We start from the raw sequence: 25,775 nt of genomic DNA, 5'->3' as shown, positions 1-25,775 counted from the left end.
GTAGGCAGGCGTCCGGGCCGCTGGGAGGACCGGGCGACGGATTCCTGGACACGCCGGGGACGTATCGAAAGGAAGAACCATGGCCATTAGGCAGGGTGCCAACGTCGAGCAGCTGCGCGACGTTGCCAAGCAGTTCAACTCCAAGGCCGAGGAGATCGCGAGCATCAAGAACAACCTCAACGGCCTGATCAGCAACAACATCCCGGAGAACTGGTCCGGCCGGGACGCCGAGCAGTTCAGGAGCAACTGGCACGCCGAGGGCCTGAAGTCCCTGAACAAGCTCATCGACGAGCTGCGCGAGGCGGCCAAGACGATGGACACGAACGCCAGGGTCCAGGAGCAGACCTCCAACTCCCTCAGCTGAGCGAACGCGAGCCCGACAGGAGCCCCGCAGCATCTGCTGCGGGGCTCCGGCCTGTTCCGGGCGGCCGGCATGGCAGGCGCTGAGCGGCACGGCAGGCGGCGGGGCCCGGCACGGGAAGGCCGTGGCGCAACAGGCCCGGAACGGCATAACAGGCCCGAAGCGGCACAGCAGGCCCGCGGCAGCACCTGTCATGCCGTCCAGCGCCTGCCGGGCACCGAGCAGGGGCCGTCGCGCCGGCGCCCCTCGCACCGCCGAACCTGTAGGGCAAGATAGAGCCTGTGAGTGCAGAACCCGTGACCCCGTCCGAGGCCGTCCCGTCCGAGTCCCTCCGCGAGGAGTACGACGCCCTCGCGGACGAGGTCCGGCGCCACCGCGCCCTGTACTACAACGAGGACGCCCCGGTCATCTCGGACGCGGAGTACGACGCGCTGTTCCGCAGGCTCGAGGAGTTCGAGGCGCTCCACCCGGAGCTCGTCTCCCACGACTCGCCCACGCAGGAGGTCGGCGGCGAGGCCACGGCCGCGTTCGCCCCGGTCCAGCACGTGGCCCGCATGTACAGCCTCGAGGACGTCTTCTCGGTCGAGGAGCTCGAGGCCTGGGTGCGCCGCGCCGAGGCGAGCGTCGCCGCCGTCGGGCTTCCCCCGGCCAAGTGGCTCACGGAGCTCAAGATCGACGGCCTCGCGGTCAACCTGCTCTACCGCAACGGCGAGCTCGTCCGGGCCGCGACCCGCGGCGACGGGCGCACCGGAGAGGACGTGACCCACAACGTCCTGACCATCAGGGACGTCCCCCAGCGCCTCGCGGGCGACGGGCACCCCGCGGAGGTCGAGATCCGCGGCGAGGTGTACATCCCGACGAAGGCGTTCAACGAGTACAACGACGCGCTCATCGCCGAGGGCAAGGCCCCGCTCGCGAACCCGCGCAACGCCGCCGCGGGCTCGCTGCGCCAGAAGGACCCGGCCGAGACGGCCAAGCGCCCGCTGAGCATGTACGTCCACGGGATCGGGGCGCGTGAGGGGCTCGGAACGGCGAGCCAGGCCGAGACCTACCGGCTCCTCGGGGAGTGGGGCCTGCCGACGAGCCCCTACGTCGAGGTCCTCGACTCCTACGAGCAGGTGCTCGCGTTCATCTCGACGTACGGCGAGAAGCGGCACAGCCTCATCCACGAGATCGACGGGATCGTGGTCAAGGTCGACGACTTCGCGACCCAGCGCGCCCTCGGCCACACGTCCCGCGTGCCCCGCTGGGCCGTCGCCTACAAGTACCCGCCCGAGGAAGTCCACACGAAGCTCAAGGACATCCGCGTCAACGTGGGCCGCACGGGCCGCGTGACCCCCTTCGGCCTCATGGAGCCCGTCAAGGTCGCCGGGTCCACGGTCGAGATGGCCACCCTGCACAATCAGGACGTCGTCAAGGCCAAGGGCGTGAAGATCGGGGACATCGTCGTGCTCCGCAAGGCCGGGGACGTCATCCCCGAGATCGTCGGACCGGTCCTGGCGCTGCGGGACCAGCAGGACCCGCCCGTGAGGGACTTCGTCATGCCCACCGAGTGCCCGTCCTGCGGCACGACGCTCGCGCCCTCGAAGGAGGGCGACGTCGACATCCGCTGCCCCAACGCGCGCTCGTGCCCCTCGCAGCTGCGCGAACGCGTCTTCCACCTCGCTGGCCGCGGGGCCTTCGACATCGAGGCCCTCGGCTGGGAGGCCGCCATCGCACTCACGCAGCCGGCCGCGCCCGAGGTGCCGCCTCTGGAGAACGAGGCGGGGATCTTCGACCTCACCCCCGAGGCCCTGCGCGACGTCATGATCCGCCGCGAGAAGCGCGCCAAGGGCGTGGGCACGGGCGAGTGGGAGCTCGTGCCGTACTTCTGGACCAAGCCCACGGCCAAGACGCCCTCGAAGCCCACCGTGAACACCGAGAGGCTGTTCCGCGAGTTGGAGAAGGCCAAGTCGCAGCCGCTGTGGCGCGTCCTCGTGGCCCTCTCGATCCGGCACGTCGGCCCCACTGCGTCGCGCGCTCTCGCGACCCGGTACGGCTCGATGACCGCCCTCAGGGCCGTCCTCGACGCGCCCGACGCCCGGGAGCAGCTCGCGCACGTCGACGGCGTGGGGCCGATCATCGCGGATGCCCTCATCGAGTGGTTCGCCGAGGACTGGCACCGCGAGATCGTCGACCGCTGGTCCGCGGCCGGCGTGAAGATGGCGGACGAGCACCATGCCTCCGCGCCGCGCACCCTCGAGGGGCTCACCGTCGTCGTGACGGGCTCGCTCGAGGGCTTCAGCCGGGACGAGGCCAAGGAGGCCATCATCGTCCATGGCGGCAAGGCCTCCGGCTCGGTGTCGAAGAAGACCGACTACGTCGTGGCGGGGGAGAGTGCCGGGACCAAGCTCGACAAGGCCGAGCAGCTCGGCGTCCCCGTCCTCGACGAGGACGGCTTCCGCGCGCTCCTGGCCCACGGCCCGGCCGGCGTCGGCGGCGCGGCCCCTGCTGCGGGGGAGGGGGAGCCCTCCGCGGACGACGCCGGCACCGTCGCCCGCGAGGAGCTCGCCGCCGAGATCGGCGAGGCGGAGGAGGCCGAGTGAGCGCCATGCAGCACACCGCGCAGGACCTCGACGCCCTCCTGGCGACGGCGAGGAGGGCCGCCGCGGCCGGAGCCGCCGTCCTGGCCTCGCGCTCGGACGGGATGCTCCACGTCGACGCCGCGGACCAGGCGACGAAGAGCTCGGGCAGCGACTGGGTCACGGCCTTCGACGTTGCCGCCGAGAAGGCCGTCCGCGAGGTCCTGGCCGCGGAGCGTCCGGACGACATCGTCACGGGAGAGGAGCAGGGCACGACGCGCGTCGCGCGCCCGAGCGGGTTCCGCTGGTCGATCGACCCGCTCGATGGCACGACCAACTTCATCCGCGACATCGTGTACTACGCGACGAGCGTCGCCGTCGCGGACGCGGACGGGCACTGGCTCGCGGGCGTGGTCAACGCCCCGGCGCTCCGGCGGGAGTACTGGGCCGTGCGCGGGGGCGGGGCGTGGCGCAGCGACGCCGGCCGCGAGCCGCGCCGGCTCGAGGGGCCCGTCCCGGGCAGGGACGGGGCGGGCTCGGCGCTGCTCGCGACGGGCTTCAGCTACGAACCGTCGATCCGCGCAGAGCAGGCGGCCTTCCTCCCGGGACTCATGGACGGCTTCGGCGACATCCGCCGCCTCGGCTCCGCCGCGCTGGACCTGTGCCTCGTCGCCGACGGCACCCACGACGCGTACGGCGAGCGGGGCCTGAACGAGCACGACTTCTCCGCCGGCGCGCTCATCGCCGAGGAGGCCGGCTGTTGGGTCCGGCGCCCGACGCTCACGAGCCCCCTCGACGGCGGCCCGAGCGACGCGGAGCGCTTCGCCGCGTGGACGTGCGCGGGCGGCATCGAGTTCTCCGGCCGCTTCCCCGTGACCTGAGCGGGGTGCCGACGGTGGCAGAGCGGGGCGGCGCGGAGCCGGCACCCCTGACCATCCGCCCCGCGACCCCCGCCGACTACCCCGAGATCTCGCGCATCTCGGTCGAGGCGTACCTCGGCGCGGGCTACTTCTCCTCGGCCGAGCACCCCTACATGCTCCAGATCGCGGACGTGGCCTATCGCGCGGCGCGCGGGACCGTCGTGGTCGCCGAGCGGGGCGGGCGGATCGTCGGCTCGGTCACGGTCATGGCCCACGGCGACGGCTTCGACCAGGTGGCACGGGAGGGCGAGGTCGAGTTCCGGCTCCTCGTCGTCGACCCGGGTGCGCAACGCACCGGCGCGGCCACCGCCCTCGTGCACGACGTCGAGGCGCGGGCCGCGCGGCAGGGCGCGACCGCCGTCGTGCTCACCACGGGCCCGGACTGGGACGCGGCGCACGCGCTGTACCGCCGCCTCGGGTACGAGCGCGCGCCCGAGCGCGACTGGCCCATCCCCGGCACCGACGTGTGGCTGCCCGTGTACCTCAAGCGGCTGTGAACCGCGCCGAGTTCGCCGTCCGGCCCGCCCGTGACGCACAGTAGGGTGGGCGCGCCCGACGGAGGCGCGCGTGACGAAAGGCAGGCCATGCGCACAACGTTCAGCAGCGGCTCCCCCTGGGAGCAGACCCTCGGCTACTCGCGGGCCGTGCGGGTGGACAACACGCTGTACATCTCCGCGACGGCGGCGTCCGGGCCGGAGGGGATCGTGGGCGACGACGTCTTCACCCAGACGCAGTACATCCTGACCAAGCTCGGCGGGGTCCTCGAGGACGCCGGCTTCGCGCTCGCCGACGTCGTGCAGTCCAAGCTCTACCTGACCGACATCGCCCAGTGGGAGGAGGCTGGCCGCGCCCACGGCGCCGTGTTCGGGGATATCCGCCCCGCGCTGTCGCTCGTGCACGTCAAGCCGTTCCTCGACCCGGCGATGCTCGTCGAGATCGAGCTCGTCGCGCACAAGAGCGCCGAGTCGGTCTAGCCAACCCGCGGCCGGCAGCGGCCGGCAGCGGCCGGCCGCAGCCTGCAGCAGCCGGCAGGCTCAGCCGGGCAGGCCGTAGCGGTGCTCCGGCCGCCCGGTCGAGCCGTAGCGCAGCTGGATCTCGACGGCGCCGTCCTCGGCGAGCGCCGCGAGGTACCGCTGCGCCGTGGCCCGGGAGACGCCGACGACGCTGGCCACCTCCGCCGCCGAGAGCAGGACGCTGCCGCCGCCCGGATGCTGTGCGAGGGCCTCGAGGACGGCCTGCTCCGTCGCCGAGCGCGCGCGGCCGGGTCCCTGCGACGCCGCGTCACCGCCGAGCAGGGCCCGCCGGGCGCGGTCCACGCCGGCCTGGTCGAGCGCGGCTGGGCCGGCGAGGAGCCGCCGGTACCGGGAGTAGCCGCGCAGGGTCGTGGCCAGGTCCTCGGCACCGAAGGGCTTGATGAGGTAGCCGAGGGCCCCGCGCCGCAGGGCCGTGCGCACGGACTCGGGGTCCGCGGCGGCCGTGAGCATGAGCGTGTCCGTGTCGAGGCTCCGCAGGAGCTCGAGTCCGGTGGCGTCCGGCAGGTAGGTGTCCAGGAGCACGAGGTCGGGGCGCAGCGCATGGACGGACTGCAGGGCCAGTGCCGCCGTGCCCACGGGCGTGAGCGCGGCGAACCCGGCCACGGCATCGACCCACGCGGCGTGCAGGCGCGCCACGTGGAAGTCGTCGTCCACAATCAGCACGCGCAGGTCGGTCATCGGTCCCCTCCTCGTCCGCCAGGCCCCGGTCCGCGCCTGAGCCGCGCGTCCCGTGCCGCCTTCTCCTCGGGCGTCAGGCCCACGATCTTCGCCCCGAACACCGCCCCGGGCCCACCGGTGGTGCCGGGGGAGATGACCCACACGTCCCCGCCGTGCCTCCGCGCGAGCTGCCGGGACAGGTGCAGGCCGAGGCCGTGCCCGGACGCCGGCTCCGCCGCGGTGGGACCCCCGGCTTGCTGCTCTGCCCCGCCCGGGGCGTCCCCACCCGCCGCGGGGGCCGCCGTCGTGAACCCCGGCTCGAAGAGCCTCTCCGGCGGAGTGTCCCCGATCCCGTCGCCCGAATCGGCGACGACGGCGTGCAGCACCGGGCCGTCGTCGAGGAGCTCGACCTCGACCCAGCGCTCGCCGGAGGCGTCCGGCGAGCCGGCTACGGCGGCGCGCACCGCGTTGTCCACGAGGTTGCCCAGGACCGTGGTCACGTCCTGCGCCGCGGCCACGGGCCCGCGCACGAGGGTCTCGTCGCCGAGCCGCAGGGTCACCCCCCGCTCGGAGGCCTCGATGCCCTTGGCCCCGAGGAACGCCTGCAGGCTCGGGTCGCCGAGCAGCTCGGCCTGCTCGAGCGGGAAGCTCAGCGGCCCCATCGCGCCGAGCCGGCCAAGGTGGGCGCGCGCCTGCTCCGCCTCGCCGAGGTCGAGCAGCCCGGCGACGGTGTGCAATTGGTTCGAGAACTCGTGCCGCTGGGCGCGCAGCGCCTCCGTGAGGGCGCCGACGGCGTCGAGCTGGCGGGTGAGGCCCTGCAGCTCGGTGCGGTCGCGCAGCATGACGACCCAGCCGAGCTCCTCGTCGCCGTGCACCACGCGGCGGGCGCTCGCGACGAGCACGCGCTCGCCGGCCACGAGCTGCCGTCCGGGCGCGCCGTCGGTGCCCGTCCCGCCGTTGCCGGGGACCGGCGCCGTGAGCGCGCGCAGCCCCTCGGGGACGGGGGCCGCGGCCCACTCCGCCCCGGCGGCCACGGCGTCCCCGCTTCCGGGGCCGAGGAGCCGCCGCGCGGCGTCGTTCGCCACGGTGACCCGGCCGTCGCGCCCGATCCCGATCACGCCCTCGTCGATCCCGCGCAGCACTGCTTCCTGGTCCTGGACGAGCGTGCCGATCTCCTCCGGCTCCAGGCCGAGGGTGAGCCGGGCGAGGCGACGGCGCAGCGCGAGGGACGCCGCGACGCCGCCGGCGAGGGCGAGCGCGGCGGTCCCGGCGGTCGCGAGCGCGTCCGGGCCCAGGCCCTCTGCGATGCTCGAGCGGGCAAAGCCCACGCTCACCTCGCCCACCACGGTGCCCTCGCCCTGCGCCGAGCCGGCCGGCGCGGTGACGGGGACCTTCGCGCCCACGGACGGGCCCAGCGTGCCGGTGTTGCGGGTCGTCTCCTCGCCGCCGGCCAGGGCGACGGCGGGGGAGGTGCTCACGCGCTCGCCGAGCCGCGCCGGGTCGGGGTGCGCGAGCCGCAGGCCCTCCTCGTCGGTCACGACGACGAACAGCGCACCCGTGCGCGCCCGCGCCGACTCGGCGGCGGCCATGACGGGGCCCGCGGCGAGCTGGGCGGGCGGGGGAGTCCCGGCCTCCGCGGCGATCACCGCGGTCTCGCGCCGCAGCTCGGGGTCGGCCGCGACGGCCCGGGCGAGGGTCAGCGCGTTCTGCTCGGCCTCGGTCCACAGCCGCTCATAGGCGAGCCACAGGTGCGCGGCCGCGGCGAGGACGACGGCGAGGGCCACCGCGCCGAGCTGCAGGAGGAGCGTGCGGGTCGAGAACCTCAGCTCCGTGAGGCCGCGGGGTGCCCACCGGGGATGCGACGCCGTCGTGCTCATCTGCCCATGCTAAGCGCGAGCACAATGCGCAGAACCCGTCGAATGAGCACAAGTTGAGCCAATCCCGGCAAACCCCGTGTGACCCATGTCGCGGGGCTACCTTCGTTGTGCGCATCACACCGAGGTGGTGCGGTTCACAAGAGAGGAGCCAGCGATGCTGGTACTGCTCGGCTTCGCGATGATCGCCGTCTTCATGGTGCTCATCATGACCAAGAAGCTCACCCCGGTGCTTGCGCTGATCATCGTCCCGACCATCTTCGGCCTGTTCGCCGGTGCGGGGCTCGGGATCGGCGACATGGTCCTGACGTCCATGAAGTCCATGACGTCCACGGCGGCGCTGCTGATGTTCGCCATCATCTACTTCGGCCTCATGATCGACGTCGGCCTCTTCGACCCCCTCGTGAAGTTCATCCTGCGCAAGCTCGGCAACGACCCGGCCAAAGTCGTCCTGGGCACGGCGATCCTCGCCGCGGCCGTCTCGCTCGACGGCGACGGCTCCACGACCTTCATCCTCACGACCGCGGCGATGCTGCCGATCTACCTGCGCCTGGGCCTGAGCCCCGTCGTCCTGACCTGCGTCGCCGGCCTCGCGAACGGCACGATGAACATCCTCCCGTGGGGCGGCCCGACCGCCCGCGCCGCGACCGCGCTCAAGATCGACGTCAACGACGTCTTCATCCCGATGATCCCCTCGCTCCTGGCCGGTCTCGCGCTCGTCATGCTCTTCGCCTGGCGCCTCGGCCTGCGCGAGCGCCGCCGCCTCGCCGTCGAGAACCCCGAGCTGTGGGGCCCGGACGCGAACGGCGCCGGCTCCGGCCTCGGCTCCCCGCGGGGCAGCAGGCACACGACGCCGGGCGGCGGGCTCGCGCTGCTCGAGTCGCCCGTGCTCGTGGCCGCCGAGGAGGAGGCCCGCGACGCCGCGATGGCCGGAACCGCCCTCGATCCGAACCGTACGACGCTGCGCCCGAAGCTGTTCTGGTTCAACCTCGCACTCACCGTCAGCATCATGACCCTGCTCGTGGCGGACGTCCTGCCGCTGCCGTACGTCTTCATGGTCGGCGCCGCGATCGCCCTGGTCGTGAACTTCCCCCGGGTGAAGGACCAGGCCGCGCAGCTCGTGGCCCACGCGCCGAGCATCGTCGCCGTCGTGTCCATGGTCATGGCCGCGTCCGTGCTCACCGGCGTCCTGACGGGCGAGATCAACGGCACGACCATCGTGCAGGAGATGTCTGCCTGGCTCGTCTCGATCATCCCGGCCGAGGCCGGCCCGTTCATGGCCGTCATCACGGGCGTCCTGTCCATCCCGATGACGTTCTTCATGAGCAACGACGCGTTCTACTTCGGCGTCCTGCCGATCCTGTCCGAGACGGCCGCGCACTACGGCATCCCGGCCGCGGACATGGCCCGCGCCTCGATCACGGGCCAGCCGTTCCACCTGCAGAGCCCTCTCGTCCCGGCGATCCTCCTGCTCGTCTCGCTCGCGAAGGTCGAGCTCGGCGACCACCACAAGCTCGTCCTGTGGCGCACGGCGGCGATCTCGCTCGTCATGCTCGCGGTCGGCGTCGTCCTCGGGGCGATCGCGATCGGGTAGCCGCCGACCGTCAGCCGCCTCCTGCGGGTCCTGCCCCCGGTTTCGGAATCTGCCCCGCGCTTCGGCGCGGGGCATTTTCCGAAACCGGGGGCATTTCCGCGTGAGGCTGCTCATCCCGGAGGATTCGCGGCAGGAACCCGATCTCGTCAAGCTGCCGGAAGACGAGAGGCGTGAGCTCGCTCGGCGCCAGACGAAGGCGATAGATGCGGCCGCTTGGGGTCGTCGCTTCAACCAGGCCACGGTCCAGCAAGCTCCGAATCTTTCGGCTGCGGACTGCAGGACTGCCTGGGTACGCCGGCTCAAGGTCTGCCGCGCGTACATCGAGCCGCTCAGCAACCATGGCCAGCGCATGTGCGTCTGCCTGGTCCAACAAGGCCCCGCGTTGACCTTGCCGGATGGCCGGGACGAACACGCCGCGCACCGCAAAATCATGGTGGCTCAGACTGCGCATCCGTTCGAGTTCTGCGACGAGGCCGGACAGCATGAACTCACACCAGCGGACGATTGCGTCCGGTTCGAGGGAGTCGGCGTCTCCGAGACGTTCGTAGTACAGAGCCAGGTCGTTGCCGAAGACCGCGGTCGGATTGAGGAACCGGTACCCTGAGTCGTCGGTGTACCCTTCCCGACGCATCGCAGCGTAGGTCAGCAAGCGCCCCACGCGTCCGTTGCCGTTGGCAAAGGGGTGGATCCAGACAAATCGGTGGTGTGCGACGGCGATCTTGAGCAGCTGGATGTGGTGGGCTACGTCCTTGTTGAGGAATCCAAGCAGCTCGCTCAGGTCCCCGTGAATGCTGCTCGGTGGGGGCGGGACATGGCGTGATCCGCCAATCGTGATGTTGCTGGTTCGATACGCCCCCGGTGTCCTGTCTCCCTCGCGCTTGAGCCCCTGGACACACATCCGATGGAGTTCCCGGACGAAGCCGTGAGTGAGCAGGGTCCCAGAGGTCACAGTGCGGTCCACGAACGCGGTCGCGGCGTCCAATTGCACGATGTCCTGGACGTCATCGGGGTGGTGTGTGGCCGGATGGCGTCGTGACGCGTCCACAGCAGCAACGGCGCGGACGATCGACGCTCGATTGCCTTCAATACGCGCGCTGGTGATGGTGGACATGAGCTGCGCCATGGACCGGAGTTGCTCGAAGAGGGCAGGATGCGTGTCGCCAAGGCCCAAGTCACCACGCACACGCTCAAGATCGACGATGGTTCCAGTCAGTGGCGAATCGAACGGGAAGTTGGGGAAGCCGATGGGCCGCACGTGGGCTCCTGGATTGCACCGACGGTGTTGGTCATTTGACATCCTCTCCCGTGCATCCCTGTGTCTGCAAGGATCGGCCCGTGTCATCGGAATCAAGGATTTGACCGCGCGTCCCGAACGCGGGGTGGGAGGACAATTGGACGGCATGGGCGACATCTTGGTGTACCGGGACATGTCCGAGGTCCGGCCCGGCAGGCTCGAGGAGCTGAGGGCCGCCATGGCGGAGCTGGCTGCGTTCGTCGAGCTGAACGAGCCGCGGATCGTCAGCTATTCCGTCTTCTTCTCCGAGGACGGGTCCACGATGAGCGTCGTGCACATCCATCGGGACGTGGAGTCGCTCGAGTACCACCTGCAGGTTGCCGGCCCCAAGTTCCCGCCCATCGCGCCGCTCATCCGGTTCCGGTCCATCGACCTGTTCGGCCGCCCCGGGGACGAGTTCGTGGAGCGCCTGAGGGCGAAGGCCGAGGCCCTCGGCGGCGGGACGGTCACCGTCCACGACCTCCACGCCGGCTTCGCCCGGCTCGCCCGCGGCTGACGGGCTCCCCGGGGAGCCGCGGCAGCGCGCCGTCGTGCGCGGGCCGCGACTAGACTGGACGGCGAACCTTCTTCACCACCTTCACAGGGAGATCCATGGCTGAGATCACTCGCGACGACGTTGCGCACCTCGCGCAGCTCGCGCGGATCGAGATGAGCGAGGCGGAACTCGACAAGATGGCGGGCGAACTGGCCCACATCGTCGACGCCGTCAAGAGCGTGAGCGAGGCCGCCGGCCCCGACGTCCCGGCGACGAGCCACCCGATCCCGCTGAGCAACGTCTTCCGCGAGGACGTGGTGGGCCACGTCCTGACCCCCGCCGAGGCGCTCTCCGGCGCCCCCGACGCCGACGAGGACCGCTTCCGGGTCCCGGCCATCCTGGACGAGGAGTAAACCATGAGCCTCAACGAACTCATCACGTCCAGCGCCTCGGCCCTCGCCGAGAAGCTCGCCGCCAAGGAGGTCTCCTCCGAGGAGGTCACCCGCGCCCACCTTGACCGGATCGCCGAGGTCGACGGCGGGGAGCGCGGCGTCCACGCCTTCCTGCACGTCAACACCGAGGAGGCGCTCGCCGTCGCCCGCGAGGTCGACGCCGCGCGCGCCGCGGGCGGGGACGACGCCGCCGCCCTCCACCCGCTCGCGGGCGTCCCGATCGCGATCAAGGACCTCATCGTCACGGTCGGCCAGCCGACGACGGCGGGTTCGCGCATCCTCGAGGGCTGGATGAGCCCCTACGACGCGACGGTCATCAAGAAGATCCGCGCCGCGAAGCTGCCGATCCTCGGCAAGACCAACCTCGACGAGTTCGCGATGGGCTCCTCGACGGAGCACTCGGCATTCGGCCCGACCCGCAACCCGTGGGACCTCGACCGCATCCCCGGCGGCTCGGGGGGCGGCTCCGCCGCGGCCGTCGCGGCGTTCGAGGCACCGCTCGCGCTGGGCACCGACACGGGCGGCTCGATCCGCCAGCCCGGAGCCGTGACCGGCACGGTCGGCGTCAAGCCCACCTACGGCGCGGTGTCCCGCTACGGCGCGATCGCCATGGCCTCGAGCCTGGACCAGATCGGCCCCGTCTCCCGCACGGTGCTCGACTCGGCGCTGCTGCAGGAGCTTGTGGGCGGGTACGACCCGTTCGACTCGACCTCGCTCACGGACCCGTTCGACACGCTGGTCGCCGCGGCGAAGGAGGGGTCCGTCGCGGGGCTGCGCATCGGCGTCGTCAAGGAGCTCGGCGGCGAGGGCTACCAGGCCGGCGTCGAGGCCCGCTTCCACGAGGCGCTCGAGCTGCTCAAGGGCGCCGGGGCCACGGTCGTCGAGGTCTCCTGCCCGAACTTCCAGTACGCCCTCGGGGCCTACTACCTCATCATGCCCTCGGAGGTCTCGAGCAACCTCGCGAAGTTCGACGGCGTCCGGTACGGCCTGCGCGTCCTGCCCAAGGACGGCCCGATGACGATCGAGCGCGTCATGGGCGCGACCCGCGCCGCCGGGTTCGGCGACGAGGCCAAGCGCCGCATCATCCTCGGCACCTACGCCCTCTCGGCCGGCTACTACGACGCCTACTACGGCTCGGCGCAGAAGGTCCGCACGCTCGTCCAGCGCGACTTCGAGGCCGCGTTCGCGAAGGCGGACGTGCTCATCTCCCCGACAGCGCCCACGACGGCGTTCCGGCTCGGCGAGAAGCTCGACGACCCGCTCGCGATGTACCTCAACGACGTCGCGACCATCCCCGCGAACCTGGCCGGCGTCCCGGGCCTGTCCCTCCCGGGCGGCCTCGCGGACGAGGACGGCCTGCCCGTGGGCATCCAGCTCCTGGCCCCGGCCCGCCAGGACGCCCGCCTCTACCGCGTCGGCGCGGCGCTCGAGTCGCTGCTCGAGGCGCAGTGGGGCGGCCCGCTGCTCGCGAAGGCGCCGTCCCTGACGGCTGCGACGGCCGCGACGACCGAAGGAGTGAAGTAGAGATGGCAGCCACTGACGAGATCCTGTCCTTCGACGAGGCCATGGAGCGCTTCGACCCCGTCCTCGGCTTCGAGGTCCACGTCGAGCTCAACACCAAGTCCAAGATGTTCTCCTCGGCCCCGAACGTCTTCGGCGACGACCCGAACACGAACGTCAACGAGGTCGACCTCGGCATGCCCGGCGTCCTGCCTGTCGTGAACAGGGCCGCCGTCGAGTCGAGCATCAAGATCGGCCTGGCCCTCAACTGCGAGATCGCCGAGTCCTGCCGCTTCGCGCGGAAGAACTACTTCTACCCGGACACGCCGAAGAACTTCCAGACGTCGCAGTACGACGAGCCGATCGCGCACGACGGCTGGCTCGACGTCGAGCTCGAGGACGGCACCGTGTTCCGCGTCGAGATCGAGCGCGCGCACATGGAGGAGGACGCCGGCAAGCTCACCCACATGGGCGGCGCGACCGGCCGCATCCAGGGCGCCGACTACTCGCTCGTGGACTACAACCGCGCCGGCGTCCCGCTCGTCGAGATCGTCACGAAGCCGATCGTCGGCGCGGGCTCCCGCGCCCCTGAGCTCGCCCGCGCGTACGTCTCGGCGGTCCGGGAGATCGTGAAGAACCTCGGCGTCTCGGACGCGCGCATGGAGCGCGGAAACGTCCGCTGCGATGCGAACGTCTCGCTCATGCCCAAGGGCGCCGATAAGTTCGGCACGCGCTCGGAGACCAAGAACGTCAACTCGCTGCGCTCGGTCGAGCACGCCGTGCGCTTCGAGATCCAGCGTCACGCCGCCGTCCTCGCCTCGGGCGGGACGGTCACGCAGGAGACCCGCCACTGGCACGAGGACACGCGCACGACGACGGCCGGCCGCCCCAAGAGCGACGCCGACGACTACCGCTACTTCCCCGAGCCGGACCTCGTCCCCGTCGTCCCGAGCCGCGAGTGGGTCGAGGAGCTGCGCGCGACGCTGCCCGAGCCGCCGGCCGAGCGCCGCAAGCGCCTCAAGGAGGCTTGGGGCTACGCCGACGCTGAGTTCCGCGACGTCGTCAACGCCGGCGTCGTCGAGGCGATCGAGGAGACCGTCGCCGCGGGCGCCTCGCCGCAGGCGGCCCGCAAGTGGTGGATGGGCGAGATCGTCGGCCGAGCCAAGACGGCCGACGTCGACCCCGCGGAGCTCGGCGTGACGCCGGCGGCGATCGTCGAGCTCAACGGCCTCGTCGAGGGCGGCAAGCTCAACAACAAGATGGCTGGCCAGGTGCTCGACGGCGTGATCGCCGGCGAGGGCACCCCGACCCAGGTCATGGAGGCCCGCGGCCTCGTCCTCGTCTCCGACGACCGGCCCCTCCTCGAGGCGATCGACGCCGCGCTTGCCGCCCAGCCCGACGTCGCGGACAAGATCCGCGGCGGCAAGGTCCAGGCGGTCGGCGCGATCGTGGGCGGGGTCATGAAGGCCACGCGCGGCCAGGCCGACGCCGGCCGGGTCAAGGAGCTCATCCTGGAGAGGCTCGGCGTCAGCGCCTAGCAGGGACCTGACCCGGGCAGCAGGACCCCCTGACCCCGCGTCCTCACCAAAGGACGCGGGGTCACCTCTCAACCTTGCGGGGTCACGTCCCAACGTTGAGGGGTCACCTCTCAACATTGCGAGGTCACCTCTCAACGTTGCGGGGTCACCTCTCAACATTGCGAGGTCACGTTCCTGAGACCCGAGCCTGCGGGCTCCTTCAGGCCTGACGGATCACTTCTCGAAGAGACAGAAGGGGTGCCCGTCGGGGTCGAGGAAGACGACGACGTCGTCCTGCGGCTGGTGATCGGCCCGCTGGGCGCCGCACTCCTTGGCATGGGCGGCCGCTTTCTGCAGGTCCTCGACGCGCAGGTCCAAGTGCATCATCATCTGCTGGCGCCCGGGCTGCTCGGGCCAGACGGGTCGCACGAAGTCGTCCTCGAGCTGGAAGGACAGGCCGGGACCGCCTCCGGGATTGCGCAGGGTGCACCAGTCGCGCTCGTCGTTGCGGATCTCCCAGCTGAGGAGGCGGGCATAGAAGCGGACAGCGGCCTGGGGGTCGGGGCTCCCGAGGACAGTGGACTCGAGGTGGATCATGGGGCTGTCGGAGCGGCTCACTGCGCCAGAATACGCACGAGGCGCCCCCGCCAGAAGGCATCGGAAGGAACCCCCAGACGCGGCCGCCGTCGCGCGCTGACCCCGGATTGCTGAGACGTGACCTCACAATGTTGGGAGGTGACCTCGCAACGTTGGGAGGTGACCTCGCAACGTGGGGAGGTGACCTCGCAACGTTGGGAGGTGACCCCGGGTCCAGGGGAGGCCCGGGCATCCTCGGCCGCGAACCTGTGCCGGGGCCATGCATTCGCTGTGGAATGGATCAGAACCGGCGCTCGGAGCCGTCCTGAGGACGATCATGGAGCCATGAAGTCTGCACCAGGCCGCATCCGGCGCGGCATCGTCATCGGCGCACTCGCCTTCGGCCTCGCTGGCGCGGGCGGCGCGGCCGTCTGGGCCTCGGCGACCCCGACGTCCACGGCGAGCCCGACCGACTCCGTCTCGGCCCCCGCAAAGGCCTGGGGCCACGGCTTCAAACACGGGCTGCTCCGCGGCGGGCTCCACGGCGAGGTGACCGTCAAGAAGAGTGACGGCACCTACGCGACCATCGTGAGCCAGCGCGGCACGGTCACCGAGGCGACGGACACGAGACTCACCGTCCGCAGCGAGGACGGCTACGAGCACTCGTACACGCTCAACGCCGAAACGAGGATCCGCGCCGCCGCCCAGAAGGGCACGGCGCTGACCCCGGGCGACCTCGCCGTGGGTGACGAGGTCGTCGTCCGGGGCGTCCGCTCAGGGAGCGAGGACACCGCGCAGCAGGTGGTGAAGGGCCCGTTCCCCGCCAAGGCCCAGGGCCAGGGCCACGGGAAGGGCCACAAGAACCGCGGCCAGACCCAGTCGCCCTCGCCCTCCGCGACCCAGTCCTGACGCGACCCAGTCCTGACGGCGTGCTGAGCCCGGGCGCCTCGGCGCCCGGGGTCCGGCGGCTGGCGCCCCGGTCAGAGCTCGTCGTCAGAGCTCGTTGCGCACCACGACGCCCTGCGCGACGACGGCCCGCACCGTCTTGAGCGCGCCCGCATCGGCGAGCGGGTCGGCGTCGAGCACGACGGCGTCCGCGAACGCGCCGCGCGCGAGCACCCCGGCCCTGCCCTCCCACCCCAGCAGGGCCGCCGCGCGGGTCGTCGCCGCCCGCAGCGCCTCGAGCGGGGAGAGGCCCGCCTCGCCGAGGAGCCGCACCTCGGTCCCGATGGGCGTGACGTCGGTGCCGAACGAGTCCGTGCCCGCGACGACGGGGACGCCGGCCTCGTGGGCGGCGAGGACCGCGGCCTTGAGCACCGGCGTGTACTCGGCCCCGCGCGCGGCGAGCACGGGGTTGGACGAGGACGCCATCGAGGTGATCGCGTCCATCGTGGGCGTGAAGTAGGTCCCGCGACGGGCCATCTCGGCGATCGTGGCCTCGGTGACGAAGACGCCGTGCTCGATGCTCTTCACACCGGCGCGCACCGCGCCATCGATGCCCTCGGCGCTGTAGGCGTGGCACAGCACGCCCGCCCCGCGCGCGGCGGAGACGATGGCGGCGATCTGCTCCTGCCCGTAGACGAGCTCGCGCGGATCCTGCTCCGGCAGCCCCGCGCGCGGGTTGGAGCGGGTCTTGATGACGACGGCGCCGCGGGAGAGGTTCACGCGGGTGAGGTAGGCGAGGTCCGCGGGTTCGGTCACTCCCTCGAGGGGTGCGAGCGGAGCGAGGTCCGGGTCCGCGAGCAGCGAGTCGCCCAGCTGCGGCGAGACGAAAAGGCCGGCGGCCCGCATGCGCGGCGCGGCGCCGGGCGCCCACTCCGGCAGGGCCGAGAGGGCCACGTCCTGGTAGAAGCTGCTCGAGCCGCTGCGCACGCTCGTCGCGCCCCCCGCGAGGAGGAGCCGCGCGTCGGCGAGGGCGTTCGCGTGCACGTGCACGTCCACGAGGCCCGGGACGATCCAGCGCCCCGTCGCGTCGATCCGCAGCGCCCGCCCGGCGACGTCCGCGACGGCCCGCCGAGTCTCGTCCCGCGTACCGGCTGCGGCGACCACCCCGCCGTCGAACACGACGACGGCGTCCGGCACGGCGCCCCCCGTGGCCGGGTCCACCAGCGTGGCGCCCTCGACGATGAGGGCGTCTGGCATGCCAGGACGGCCGGGGTAGCTGGGGCCCGACGGCGAACCGTCGGCTCGCGCGGGAGCCGCGGCCCCGAGGTGCCCCGCGACGGCCGCGGCCGAGATCCCGGCCAGTGCCGCGGCGCCGGCGAGGATATTGCGGCGAGACAGCGGGCCTGCGGGGCTAGGGGCGGATTCGTGGTCGTGAAGGCACATCGTCGGGCTCCTCGGGTCTCGGGGCAGGGTGCCATCGGCGACACCCGTCCCAGTATTTGGTATACCGGCACAGAGTGCAAACGCCGTGCCTGATCAGCTGTCCGGCACTCCAGACGTATCCTTGAGCCATGGCCCTCGTGCGCTCAGCGCGCCGTGCAGTGCGCGCCCACCCGGTCCTCAGTGCCCTCGCGGCGATCGCGGTCGGGGTCCTCATCGGCGTGGGACTCTACCTGTTCCAGCCATGGCGGCTCTTCACGAGCTCGACCCTGGTCGAGGCCGCGCCGTCCGCAACCCAGGACGCCGGCGCCCAGACTCCGGCGCCGTCCCCGCCGCCGGGCGCCGCGCCGTCGTCCTCCGCCCCGTCGGAGTCTCCCGGCGAGCCGGCGGCGCCCACCGCCCCGGCCGCGCCCCGCGTCCTCGCGCAGGGGGCGATCATCAGCCACGAGCACGCGAGCTCCGGCACGGTCCGCGTCCTCGAGCTCGCGGACGGCAGCCGCGTGCTCCGCTTCGAAAGCCTCGACACCTCGGACGGGCCGGACCTGCGCGTGTGGCTCACGGACGCCCCGGTCCTCGAGGGCAATCCCGGATGGCACGTCTTCGACGACGGCCGCTACCTCGACCTGGGCGAGCTCAAGGCCAACCACGGCGACCAGAACTACCCGATCCCGCCCGAGGCCGACCTCGCCCAGTACACGTCCGTGTCCGTCTGGTGCCGGCGCTTCGCGGTCTCGTTCGGCGCGGCGGCGCTCGCCGCGCCCTGACCCCGGGCCCCCGGTGCCGCGGCGGGTGCCTCAACCGCGCCTCATCCGGCAACGAGTTCGGCCACGACGTCCCGCAGCGCCTCGACCACGAGCTCGACGGACCGGCGGCGCGCGTTCTCGGGCCGGATGAGCAGGTCGATGCGGCGCGTCGTCGCGATCCCCTCGAGCGGGCGCAGGACCACGGAATGCGAGAGGGCGAGGGCCGACGCCGTGTGCCGGGGCAGGAGGCCGATCGCCCCGCCCGCGGCGACGACGGCCGCGACCGAGGCGTAGTCGTTGATCCGGTGCGCGACCTCTGGCGCCCTGCTCGCGACGGCGGCGATCGTCGCGAGGACGTCGGCGGGAGAGTAGCCGGGGCGGCTCGAAACCCACGCCTCGCCCGCGACCTCGGCCGGGGTGAGGGAGGCGCGTGCGGCCAGCGGGTGCCCCATGGGCAGGGCCACGTCGAACGGCTCCTGGGCCAGTGGCACGACGACGAGCCGGTCCTCGGGCCAGGCCTCGCTGTGCGCCATGCGGTGCGCGAGGACCACGTCGTACCGGGCCGTCAGGGCCGGGAAGCCATGCTGGGGCACGTCCTCGTCGGCCAACCGCAGCCGGGGCCCGCCGTCGCGTCGGCCACCGCCGCCGGCCCCCCGGCCGCCGCCGGGGGCATCGCCGTCGTGCGCGTGACGCGCCGCGAGCCGCGCCGCCAATCTCCCGAACAGCGCCTGCCCCGCCGAGTGGAACGCGCAGACCGAGACGGTCCTGCCCGGGTCGTCGTGGTAGGCGCCGATCGCCGCCCGCGCGTCCGCCATGGCGCGCACGACGGCGCCGCCCGCCTCCGCGAGCACCCGGCCGGCGTCGGTGAGCACGAGGCTGCGGCCCTCCTTGCGCGTGAGCGGCACGCCGGCGCTGCGCGTGAGGAGCGCGAGCTGCTGGGAGACCGCCGAGGGCGTCACGAGGAGCTGCTCGGCGACCGCCTTGACGCTCCCGAGCTCGCCGAGTTCGCGGAGGATCTGCAGCTGACGGACATCCATAAGCAAACTCTAAACCGTCTGTTGAGATACCCGGTGTTGTTCTAAGTCATCCGGTGGCCTTGAATGGCCTCATGAGAGCCCTCTACAAGGCAGGCCCGCAGCCCGGATTCGAGTTGGTCGAGCGGCCGGAGCCCGAGCCCGGCCCGGACGAGGTGAAGATCCGCGTCCTCGCGACCGGCATCTGCGGCACGGACCTGCACCTGCAGGACTGGGACGCCTCGGCCCAGACCATGGCGCAGGCGCCGTTCGTCCCCGGTCACGAGTTCTACGGCGAGGTCGTGGCCGTCGGCGAGGACGTGCGCGAGGTCCGGGTCGGGCACCGCGTCTCCGGCGAGGGGCATGTGGTGTGCGGGATCTGCCGCAACTGCCGCGCCGGGCGGCGCCAGATGTGCATCCACGTCTCGAGCGTGGGGATCCAGCGCGACGGTGCGTTCGCCGAGTACGTGGTGATCCCCGAGACGAACGCCTGGGTGCACCGGGACCCGTCGATCACGCCCGAGCTCGGCGCCATCTTCGACCCGTTCGGCAACGCGACCCACACCGCGCTGAGCTTCCCGCTCGTGGGCGAGGACGTGCTCATCACGGGCGCGGGCCCGATCGGGCTCATGGCCATCTCGGTCGCCCGCCACGCGGGCGCCCGCAAGATCGCGATCACGGACGTCTCGGCGCCGCGGCTCGCGCTGGCCCGGCTCATGGGCGTGGACCTCGCGATCGACGTCTCAAAGATGACCGTCCGCGAGGCCCAGCGCGAGCTCGGCATGCTCGAGGGCTTCGACGTGGCCTTCGAGATGTCCGGCCACCCCGCGGCGCTGCCGGAGATGATCGAGAACATGAACCATGGCGGCCGGATCGCGATGCTCGGCCTGCCCGCGCAGCCGGTCGAGATCGACTGGGGCAAGGTCGTCACGCACATGCTCACGCTCAAGGGCATCTACGGCCGGGAGATGTTCGAGACCTGGTACGCCATGAGCGCGATGCTCCAGAGCAATCCCACGCTCCGGCGCAACGTCGCCGCCGTGGTGACCGACGTCCTGCCGGCCAAGCGCTGGGAGGAGGGCTTCGCCGTCGCCCGCTCGGGGCGCGGGGGCAAAGTGGTGCTGGACTGGTCCGGAGTCTGAGCAGGGACTTGGGCAGGAACGTCAAGGAGGGCGCATGTTCGCAGGGGTGAAGGGGCAGCTGGCCGAGGAGCTCGAGGCCATCCGAGCGGCCGGGACGTTCAAGGAGGAGCGGCACATCGACTCGCCGCAGTCGGCCCACATCCAGGCCGGCCCGCTCGGCGCGCCCGCGGGGGAGGTGCTGAACTTCTGCGCCAACAACTACCTCGGCCTCGCTGACCATCCCGAGCTCGTCGCCGCCGCGAAGCGGGCCCTCGACGAGCGCGGCTTCGGCATGGCCTCGGTGCGGTTCATCTGCGGGACCCAGGACGCGCACTTGGCCCTCGAGCGCCGCGTCTCGGCGTTCCTCGGCACCGAGGACACGATCCTCTTCTCCAGCTGCTTCGACGCCAACGGCGGCGTGTTCGAGGCGCTCCTCGGACCCGAGGACGCCGTCATCTCCGACGCGCTCAACCACGCCTCGATCATCGACGGCATCCGGCTCTGCAAGGCCGCCCGCCTCCGGTACGCGAACCGGGACATGGGCGAGCTCGAGGAGCGGCTGCGGGAGGCGGCGGCGATGAACGACGGCGCCGGCGCCCGGCGGATTCTCATCGTCACCGACGGCGTGTTCTCGATGGACGGCTACCTCGCGCCGCTGGCCGAGATCTGCGGGCTCGCCGAGCGCTACGGCGCGATGGTCATGGTCGACGACTCGCACGCCGTCGGCTTCATGGGGCCGACCGGTGCCGGGACCCCCGAGCACGCCGGCGTCTCGGACCGGGTGGACATCTACACCGGCACCTTCGGCAAAGCCCTCGGTGGGGCCTCCGGCGGCTACGTCTCGGGCCGGGCCGAGATCGTCGCGCTCCTGCGCCAGCGCGCCCGTCCCTACCTCTTCTCGAACTCGGTGGCCCCGGCGATCGTCGCCGCGACACTGCGCGCCCTGGACCTCGTCGCCGAGTCCGCCGCGCTGCGCGAGCGGCTCTTCGCCAATGCCGCCCACTTCCGCCGCCGCATGGCCGAGGAGGGCTTCGAGCTGCTCCCGGGCGAGCACGCGATCGTGCCCGTCATGTTCGGCGACGCCGCGCTTGCGGGCCGCGTCGCGGCCGAGATGCTCGCCCACGGCGTCTACGTCACGGCCTTCTCCTACCCCGTCGTGCCGAAGGGGCTGGCCCGCATCCGCGTCCAGCTCTCGGCCGCGCACAGCGCGGACGACGTCGAAACCGCCGTGCGCGCGTTCGTCGCGGCGCGCGCTGTGGTCGCCGAGGAGGAATGGGGAGCCGGGCGGGTGGGCGAGGGCGGCGGCGGATAGCCGTCAGCTGCGCCGGCGCCTCCCAGCACGGAGGCGATCCGCCTTTGCTTCCCCTTTCGTCCTCAGGAGGTGTAGGAGAGGACCGCTGCCATGCCGCGCGGTGTCGTTGCCGAACTCCAGCACGATGCGCTTGCCCTGACGGAGGTCGAAGGCCGTCTGCGCGCGGTGATGCTGGGGCCAGCGTCTGGCTCTACCTCGGCCGTGGGGGTCTGCCTTTCCCGCGGACTCTGGCCAGCATGGGGTGGCCGTGACTAGCGTGACCGTGATCTCGACTGCGCCGACATCTGCACCACCACTGGGAACATCCTCTCCCGTCACACCGGGTACGACGCCAACCTCACGCGCGCCGTCCTGGAGGCCTGCCGGGCCGCATGCAAGGCCTGCGCGGAGGAATGCGAACGTCACGCCGGCATGCACGAGCACTGCCGGATCTGCGCCGAAGTCTGCCGTCGCTGCGAGGCAGCCTGCGCCGATCTGCTGGCCTCCCTCTAATAGGTCAGTCGGCGGATTTGTGTGTACAAGGTCCACCGGCCGCGCGGTGGAAAGCCTGCCTCCCTTCCGGGACTGAGATCCCTCTGGTCAGACCGGCACCGCGGCGCGGTCGGCGGAAGCCGGAGCGCGCGCGTCCACCGGCCGCGCCGTGGAAAGCCTGCCGCCGTTCCGGGGACTGAGATCCCTTCTGGTCAGACCGGCTCCACGGTGACCAGGCGGAGGCCGCTGGCTTTTCCCCGGGATGATCGGCAATAAGGCCGCGGCCTCCGCCAAGTCAGGTGACAGTTGCGGTATTCATGTCCTCAGCCCGCCTCCAGGGGCCGACCTCTCAGCATTCGCGAGCCTTCGAGCTCTCCAGCAGACCGAGGTCCCTGGCGGTCGCTGGAGACACGAACGGCTCATGAGATGGCGTGCCCGGGAGCACTTCTATTAGAGCGCCGCGTGCTCCGCACGGAGCTGCCTCGGCGCCGCCGGCGCCCGAACAGTGAGAGGAGAAGACGTTGAGCCGAGTGTTCTGCGGTATCGACTGGGCGGAGGGACACCACGACATTGCCCTCGTCGGCCACGACGGCGAGCAGCTGGCCAAGATGCGGATCAGCGACGACAGCGCAGGCTTCCGGGCATTGCTGGAGCTGCTGGCCCGCCACGGCGACAGCCCCGAGGAACCGATCCCCGTGGCCATCGAGACACCACGCGGTCTGCTGGTAGCCCGCTTGCGTGCCGCCGGCCGGAGGGTCTACGCGATCAACCCGCTGGCTGCCGCACGCTATCGGGACCGCACCAGCGTCTCCCGTGCGAAGTCGGACGCCGCCGACGCGCGGGTCCTGGCCAACATCCTGCGAACCGACGGCCGTGCGCACCGCCCGCTGCCGGTTGACAGCGAGCTCGCCCGAGCGATCGGCGTGCTCGCCCGTGCCCACCAGGACGCGATCTGGGACAAAGGCCAGATCGTGAACCGGCTCCGGTCCCATCTGCGCGAGTACTATCCCGCAGCCCTGCTGGCCTTCCACGGCACCGGCAACCTCGGCCTCGACTCCGCCCATGCCCGCGTCGTCCTCACGGCGGCCCCGACGCCGGCCACCGCCGCCCGGCTGACCAGAAGCCAGCTGCGTACCCTGCTCGTCAAGGCCGGCCGCCTCCGACGCCCCGTCGATGAAGAGGTCGAGCGTCTGCGCGGGATCTTCCGCGCCGATCAGCTGCGCCAGCCAGATCTCGTCGAACAGGCGATGGGGCGCCAGGCCTCGGCGCTGCTGCAGCAGCTCGATGCCGCCTGCTCGAGCTGCGACAACCTCGCCGACGCCACCGAAGCTGCCTTCGGATCGCACCCGGATGCGGAGATCATCACGAGCTTCCCGGGCCTGTCGGTCATGTCCGGGGCGCGGGTGCTGGCCGAGATCGGCGACGACCGGTCCCGGTTCGTCGATGCAAGGGCGCTCAAGGCCTACGCCGGCGCAGCACCTGTGACCCGCGCCTCGGGCCGAAGCCGCACCGTCTCAGCCCGGACGGTCAAGAATCGGCGCCTGTCCTCGGTCGGCTACATGTGGGCGTTCGCGGCCCTTCGTTCCGAAGGGCCGCGCGCCCACTACGATCGCCGACGTGAAGGCGGCGAACGTCACACGGCGTCGCTGCGAAACCTGTTCAACAAGCTCCTGGGCTGCCTATATCACTGCCTGCAGCACCACACTCCCTATGACCCCGCAACCGCCTTCGCCACGACATCCGACCAGTTCTCCCGAATGAGGTAGCTGCTTGGCTGAAGACCAACTAGAGCTGCCAGACTCCCACCCGGGCCGATGGTGGGTCGATTTCCATGGAGATTCCTGGAGCGTTCTCGCCACGGAATTCCCCCCAGTTCCTGATGCGAGGGTAGTCGGACGCCGGGTCAGCAAGGAGCCGTGAGGGGGGCCCTCAGCGAAGGCATCGCAGGGTAACGAAAGTAACGGGTAACGATGTTTCTATCGTTGCCAATCGGCGTTTCGGTCCTGCTATGGGCTGAACGAGGCCTTCGTTCTTCGTGTCAGAAGACCAATGGATCCGCGTCGCAGTTGACGTCGTCCGCCAATGCAGTGTTACCGCCATGGCGACCTCATCAATGTGCGCGGCGGCCTCCTCCCAACCCAACAGCTCGTAGTCCACGCTCGAAAGTACGTCACCGACAGGCAGGATTAGATCCATCATGGCGTGAAAACCCCGAAGTACGAGAACACCCCGTCCGCATCGAATGCAGCACCACGGCCGTCCGGGGCGAAGTAATAGCGGCCTCCGGTGATGGAGCCGAGCCTGTCGGTGCAGAAGTATGCTGCCGTGCCGGCGCCCCTCCCCTGGCGATCAGGATCTCCAGATGGAAATCTCTCCGCCTGGTGCCGACACTATGATCAGACCTTCCGGGCCGGCCAACTCCCACGGCTCAAATTGTTGGGAGGCGGGCACAAAGACACGGGTGCCGTCGTGAAAGTTGAGCTCGAGTCCGCCATCGTCGTTGGCCGAGCCTGAAACGGCTTCCTTTTCAAACAGCCGCAAGGCAGGGATCAACTGCTCTGGACGCCCTTCGGGATCGACCTTTTGTTCGGAACCGCCGCCCTCCAAAACGAGGAAAGTCCCCTCAATCCGAATGAGGAAAGTCTCCAAGAGGAGGGTCACCCCGTGATCTAGACGGATTTGCGTGACAAGAAGCCCATCAACGGGCAGTCGCCAGCCATTATCGAACCGCTCCAAGTCCCTTATTGAATTGGCCATGCAGGCCACCCTCCCGAATAATCCTGAGGAATATGTGTTTCCGCTTGGGATCCCGGTTTGCCAAACGGCGTGATGGGCTGCCCCTCGGAGTTGTAAACCCTCACGTGGCCCTTCGGGTAAAGGGATGTTGGTTCCATGATCCTAATCATGTTGCTGTTCCCAGATGATCCTGGCCGTTGAAAAACCAGGCCGTTGTTGTTGTCGGCCATCCGTTGTGTCCAATCCCCAGGGATGTCGTAGGTCGTGCCCCGCCCAGTCGTGACGAAGAGCCGACCACTGCCTTCGGCCGCCGCGGACGGCAGAGTGTTCACGGCCTTCCCAGCACCTCCCCAGGCCGCCTTTGCGCCGGAGGCTGCGCCCTTGACGAGTCGGCCGCCGGGTACGGCGGCGGCTGCTGACATGAGTGCTTCGGCGACGGCGTCGCCGCAGGAGCCTTTGCCTGTGTTGCAGGTGTTGTAGGCCTGGATGGCTTTGGTGCCGGCGTGGACTGCGCCTGCGACGACCGAAATCGTGCCGAGTGCGGCTGCGACGGGGGCGCCGATGCCGGTAACGGCGGCCGCGATGGCGAGGACGCCGGCGACGTCGGAGACGATGCCGCTGACGTCTTGGACGCCGACGAGGAATTCGTCCCAGGAGAACAGGCCGGTGATGTCGAGGTAGCGGAGCGGGTTGGCGGTGCCGTAGGTGTAGGCGCCGGAGATGCTGGTGGACGCGGCGGGGTCGGTGCTGAGGAACATGCCCGCGGTCGGGTCGTACTGGCGTGCGCGGAGGTGGGTGAGTCCGGTGGGGTCCTGGTATTGGCCGAGCCAGCCCAGGGGTGGTGCGTTGGGGTTGTTCGGGCCGGTGGCCCGGGGTCGTCCGTAGGGTTCGAAGGCCCCGGCCGAGGTGAGGGCGCCGGTGGCGTCGGTGAGGGCGCGGATGGAGCCGAGCCGGTCGGTGTGGAGGTAGGCGACCGCGCCGGCGGCGTCGTGGGCGGTGAGGGGCTGGTCGCCGTGGGTGTAGTGCCGGACGAGGGCGCCGCTGGTGTCGAGCTCGTTGGCGAGCCGGTAGAAGGGGTCCCATTCGAAGCTGGTCTTGGCGGTGCCGAGGGTGGCGCTGAGGCGGCGCCCGTCGCCGTCGTACTTGTAGGCAGTGGTCCCCGCCGGCGTTGTGGCCGTGGCGGTGCGTCCGCCCCTGGTGTAGGTGAAGGAGGAGCTCCCGGCGGTGAGGGCCTGGCCC

Annotated in this window: 23 protein-coding genes and 1 pseudogene; 16 read left to right on the top strand and 8 right to left on the bottom strand. The window is 71.3% G+C overall.

From position 1 onward, the window contains the following. Positions 1-79: 79 nt before the first annotated feature. The 5 genes from BV907_RS10750 (at position 80) to BV907_RS10730 (ending at position 4,816) form a co-directional block, all read left to right on the top strand. A complete protein-coding gene (locus BV907_RS10750) occupies positions 80-364 on the top strand; it encodes a WXG100 family type VII secretion target (protein ID WP_077488880.1) in 285 nt (94 codons plus the stop codon). A gap of 278 nt (positions 365-642) precedes the next feature. Further along, positions 643-2,946, top strand: coding sequence for an NAD-dependent DNA ligase LigA (gene ligA / locus BV907_RS10745; protein ID WP_425441626.1), 2,304 nt, complete (start codon positions 643-645; stop codon positions 2,944-2,946). 5 nt (positions 2,947-2,951) lie between these two features. Then, positions 2,952-3,803, top strand: a complete 852-nt coding sequence (locus BV907_RS10740; RefSeq protein ID WP_077489778.1) for an inositol monophosphatase family protein — start codon at positions 2,952-2,954, stop codon at positions 3,801-3,803. Positions 3,804-3,808: 5 nt separating this feature from the next. Then, on the top strand, positions 3,809-4,339 hold the full coding sequence (locus BV907_RS10735; RefSeq protein WP_245827916.1) for a GNAT family N-acetyltransferase: 531 nt from the start codon (positions 3,809-3,811) through the stop codon (positions 4,337-4,339). An 87-nt stretch (positions 4,340-4,426) separates the two neighbouring features. Next, entirely contained in the window at positions 4,427-4,816 is a 390-nt protein-coding gene (locus BV907_RS10730; RefSeq protein WP_077489727.1) for a RidA family protein, read from the top strand. Between the two features lie 60 nt (positions 4,817-4,876). Here the strand turns inward: BV907_RS10730 and BV907_RS10725 are convergent, their stop codons facing one another. Beyond that, positions 4,877-5,554 (bottom strand): response regulator, encoded by a 678-nt coding sequence (locus BV907_RS10725; RefSeq protein ID WP_077489726.1) that lies wholly within the window; start codon positions 5,552-5,554, stop codon positions 4,877-4,879. Beyond that, a complete protein-coding gene (locus tag BV907_RS10720) occupies positions 5,551-7,410 on the bottom strand; it encodes a sensor histidine kinase (RefSeq protein ID WP_175637438.1) in 1,860 nt (619 codons plus the stop codon). Before BV907_RS10720 ends, BV907_RS10725 begins: the two co-directional genes overlap by 4 nt. 154 nt (positions 7,411-7,564) lie before the next feature. Here BV907_RS10720 and BV907_RS10715 point away from each other — a divergent pair, with 154 nt between their 5' ends. Then, a complete protein-coding gene (locus BV907_RS10715) occupies positions 7,565-9,001 on the top strand; it encodes a CitMHS family transporter (protein ID WP_077489725.1) in 1,437 nt (478 codons plus the stop codon). 10 nt (positions 9,002-9,011) lie between these two features. On the opposite strand, the gene BV907_RS10710 is transcribed toward BV907_RS10715, so the two are convergent. Continuing rightward, positions 9,012-10,256 (bottom strand): Fic family protein, encoded by a 1,245-nt coding sequence (locus BV907_RS10710; RefSeq protein WP_175637437.1) that lies wholly within the window; start codon positions 10,254-10,256, stop codon positions 9,012-9,014. A gap of 145 nt (positions 10,257-10,401) precedes the next feature. Here BV907_RS10710 and BV907_RS10705 point away from each other — a divergent pair, with 145 nt between their 5' ends. The 4 genes from BV907_RS10705 to gatB all read left to right on the top strand — a co-directional run bounded on the left by BV907_RS10705 (position 10,402) and on the right by gatB (position 14,260). Further along, the gene (locus tag BV907_RS10705) at positions 10,402-10,791 is read left to right on the top strand and encodes a hypothetical protein (protein ID WP_077489723.1); all 390 of its coding nucleotides are present in this window, start codon (positions 10,402-10,404) and stop codon (positions 10,789-10,791) included. Between the two features lie 95 nt (positions 10,792-10,886). Next, positions 10,887-11,183: an Asp-tRNA(Asn)/Glu-tRNA(Gln) amidotransferase subunit GatC gene (gatC, locus tag BV907_RS10700; protein ID WP_077489722.1), complete on the top strand. Its 297-nt coding sequence runs from the start codon at positions 10,887-10,889 to the stop codon at positions 11,181-11,183. Positions 11,184-11,186: 3 nt separating this feature from the next. Continuing rightward, positions 11,187-12,746, top strand: a complete 1,560-nt coding sequence (gene gatA, locus BV907_RS10695) for an Asp-tRNA(Asn)/Glu-tRNA(Gln) amidotransferase subunit GatA (protein ID WP_077489721.1) — start codon at positions 11,187-11,189, stop codon at positions 12,744-12,746. Positions 12,747-12,748: 2 nt separating this feature from the next. Continuing rightward, on the top strand, positions 12,749-14,260 hold the full coding sequence (gene gatB / locus BV907_RS10690) for an Asp-tRNA(Asn)/Glu-tRNA(Gln) amidotransferase subunit GatB (protein WP_077489720.1): 1,512 nt from the start codon (positions 12,749-12,751) through the stop codon (positions 14,258-14,260). Positions 14,261-14,473: 213 nt separating this feature from the next. Here gatB and BV907_RS10685 read toward each other — a convergent pair whose 3' ends face one another. After that, entirely contained in the window at positions 14,474-14,857 is a 384-nt protein-coding gene (locus tag BV907_RS10685; RefSeq protein ID WP_245827915.1) for a VOC family protein, read from the bottom strand. A gap of 303 nt (positions 14,858-15,160) precedes the next feature. Here BV907_RS10685 and BV907_RS10680 point away from each other — a divergent pair, with 303 nt between their 5' ends. Beyond that, positions 15,161-15,724 (top strand): hypothetical protein, encoded by a 564-nt coding sequence (locus BV907_RS10680; RefSeq protein ID WP_077489719.1) that lies wholly within the window; start codon positions 15,161-15,163, stop codon positions 15,722-15,724. Between the two features lie 84 nt (positions 15,725-15,808). Here BV907_RS10680 and BV907_RS10675 read toward each other — a convergent pair whose 3' ends face one another. After that, positions 15,809-17,143 (bottom strand): amidohydrolase family protein, encoded by a 1,335-nt coding sequence (locus BV907_RS10675; protein ID WP_077489718.1) that lies wholly within the window; start codon positions 17,141-17,143, stop codon positions 15,809-15,811. A 128-nt stretch (positions 17,144-17,271) separates the two neighbouring features. Between BV907_RS10675 and BV907_RS10670 the strand changes: the two genes are divergently transcribed. Next, entirely contained in the window at positions 17,272-17,904 is a 633-nt protein-coding gene (locus tag BV907_RS10670; RefSeq protein ID WP_077489717.1) for a DM13 domain-containing protein, read from the top strand. A 41-nt stretch (positions 17,905-17,945) separates the two neighbouring features. Here the strand turns inward: BV907_RS10670 and BV907_RS10665 are convergent, their stop codons facing one another. Beyond that, positions 17,946-18,920 carry a LysR family transcriptional regulator gene (locus BV907_RS10665; RefSeq protein ID WP_077489716.1) on the bottom strand — a complete coding sequence of 325 codons (975 nt, stop codon included), beginning with the start codon at positions 18,918-18,920 and terminating at the stop codon, positions 17,946-17,948. Between the two features lie 71 nt (positions 18,921-18,991). On the opposite strand from BV907_RS10665, the gene tdh reads away from it, so the two are divergent. The 4 genes and pseudogenes from tdh to BV907_RS10645 all read left to right on the top strand — a co-directional run bounded on the left by tdh (position 18,992) and on the right by BV907_RS10645 (position 23,566). Next, complete coding sequence (gene tdh, locus BV907_RS10660; protein ID WP_077489715.1) at positions 18,992-20,038, top strand: L-threonine 3-dehydrogenase; 1,047 nt, start codon at positions 18,992-18,994, stop codon at positions 20,036-20,038. A 34-nt stretch (positions 20,039-20,072) separates the two neighbouring features. Beyond that, a complete protein-coding gene (locus tag BV907_RS10655) occupies positions 20,073-21,329 on the top strand; it encodes a glycine C-acetyltransferase (RefSeq protein WP_077489714.1) in 1,257 nt (418 codons plus the stop codon). Positions 21,330-21,593: 264 nt separating this feature from the next. Further along, a pseudogene (locus BV907_RS19345) lies at positions 21,594-21,821 on the top strand (four-helix bundle copper-binding protein); the annotation flags it as partial. 500 nt (positions 21,822-22,321) lie between these two features. After that, on the top strand, positions 22,322-23,566 hold the full coding sequence (locus tag BV907_RS10645; RefSeq protein ID WP_077489713.1) for an IS110 family RNA-guided transposase: 1,245 nt from the start codon (positions 22,322-22,324) through the stop codon (positions 23,564-23,566). A gap of 583 nt (positions 23,567-24,149) precedes the next feature. On the opposite strand, the gene BV907_RS18365 is transcribed toward BV907_RS10645, so the two are convergent. After that, positions 24,150-24,536 carry a DUF6188 family protein gene (locus BV907_RS18365; RefSeq protein WP_139346722.1) on the bottom strand — a complete coding sequence of 129 codons (387 nt, stop codon included), beginning with the start codon at positions 24,534-24,536 and terminating at the stop codon, positions 24,150-24,152. 5 nt (positions 24,537-24,541) lie between these two features. Next, the coding region (locus BV907_RS10640; protein WP_139346721.1) for an RHS repeat domain-containing protein at positions 24,542-25,775 on the bottom strand (1,234 nt) is incomplete at its 5' end.

Origin of the sequence: Sinomonas mesophila, from assembly GCF_001999765.1 — a bacterium.
Lineage (GTDB): Bacteria > Actinomycetota > Actinomycetes > Actinomycetales > Micrococcaceae > Sinomonas > Sinomonas mesophila.
This window is presented reverse-complemented; position numbering and strand designations above follow the sequence as displayed.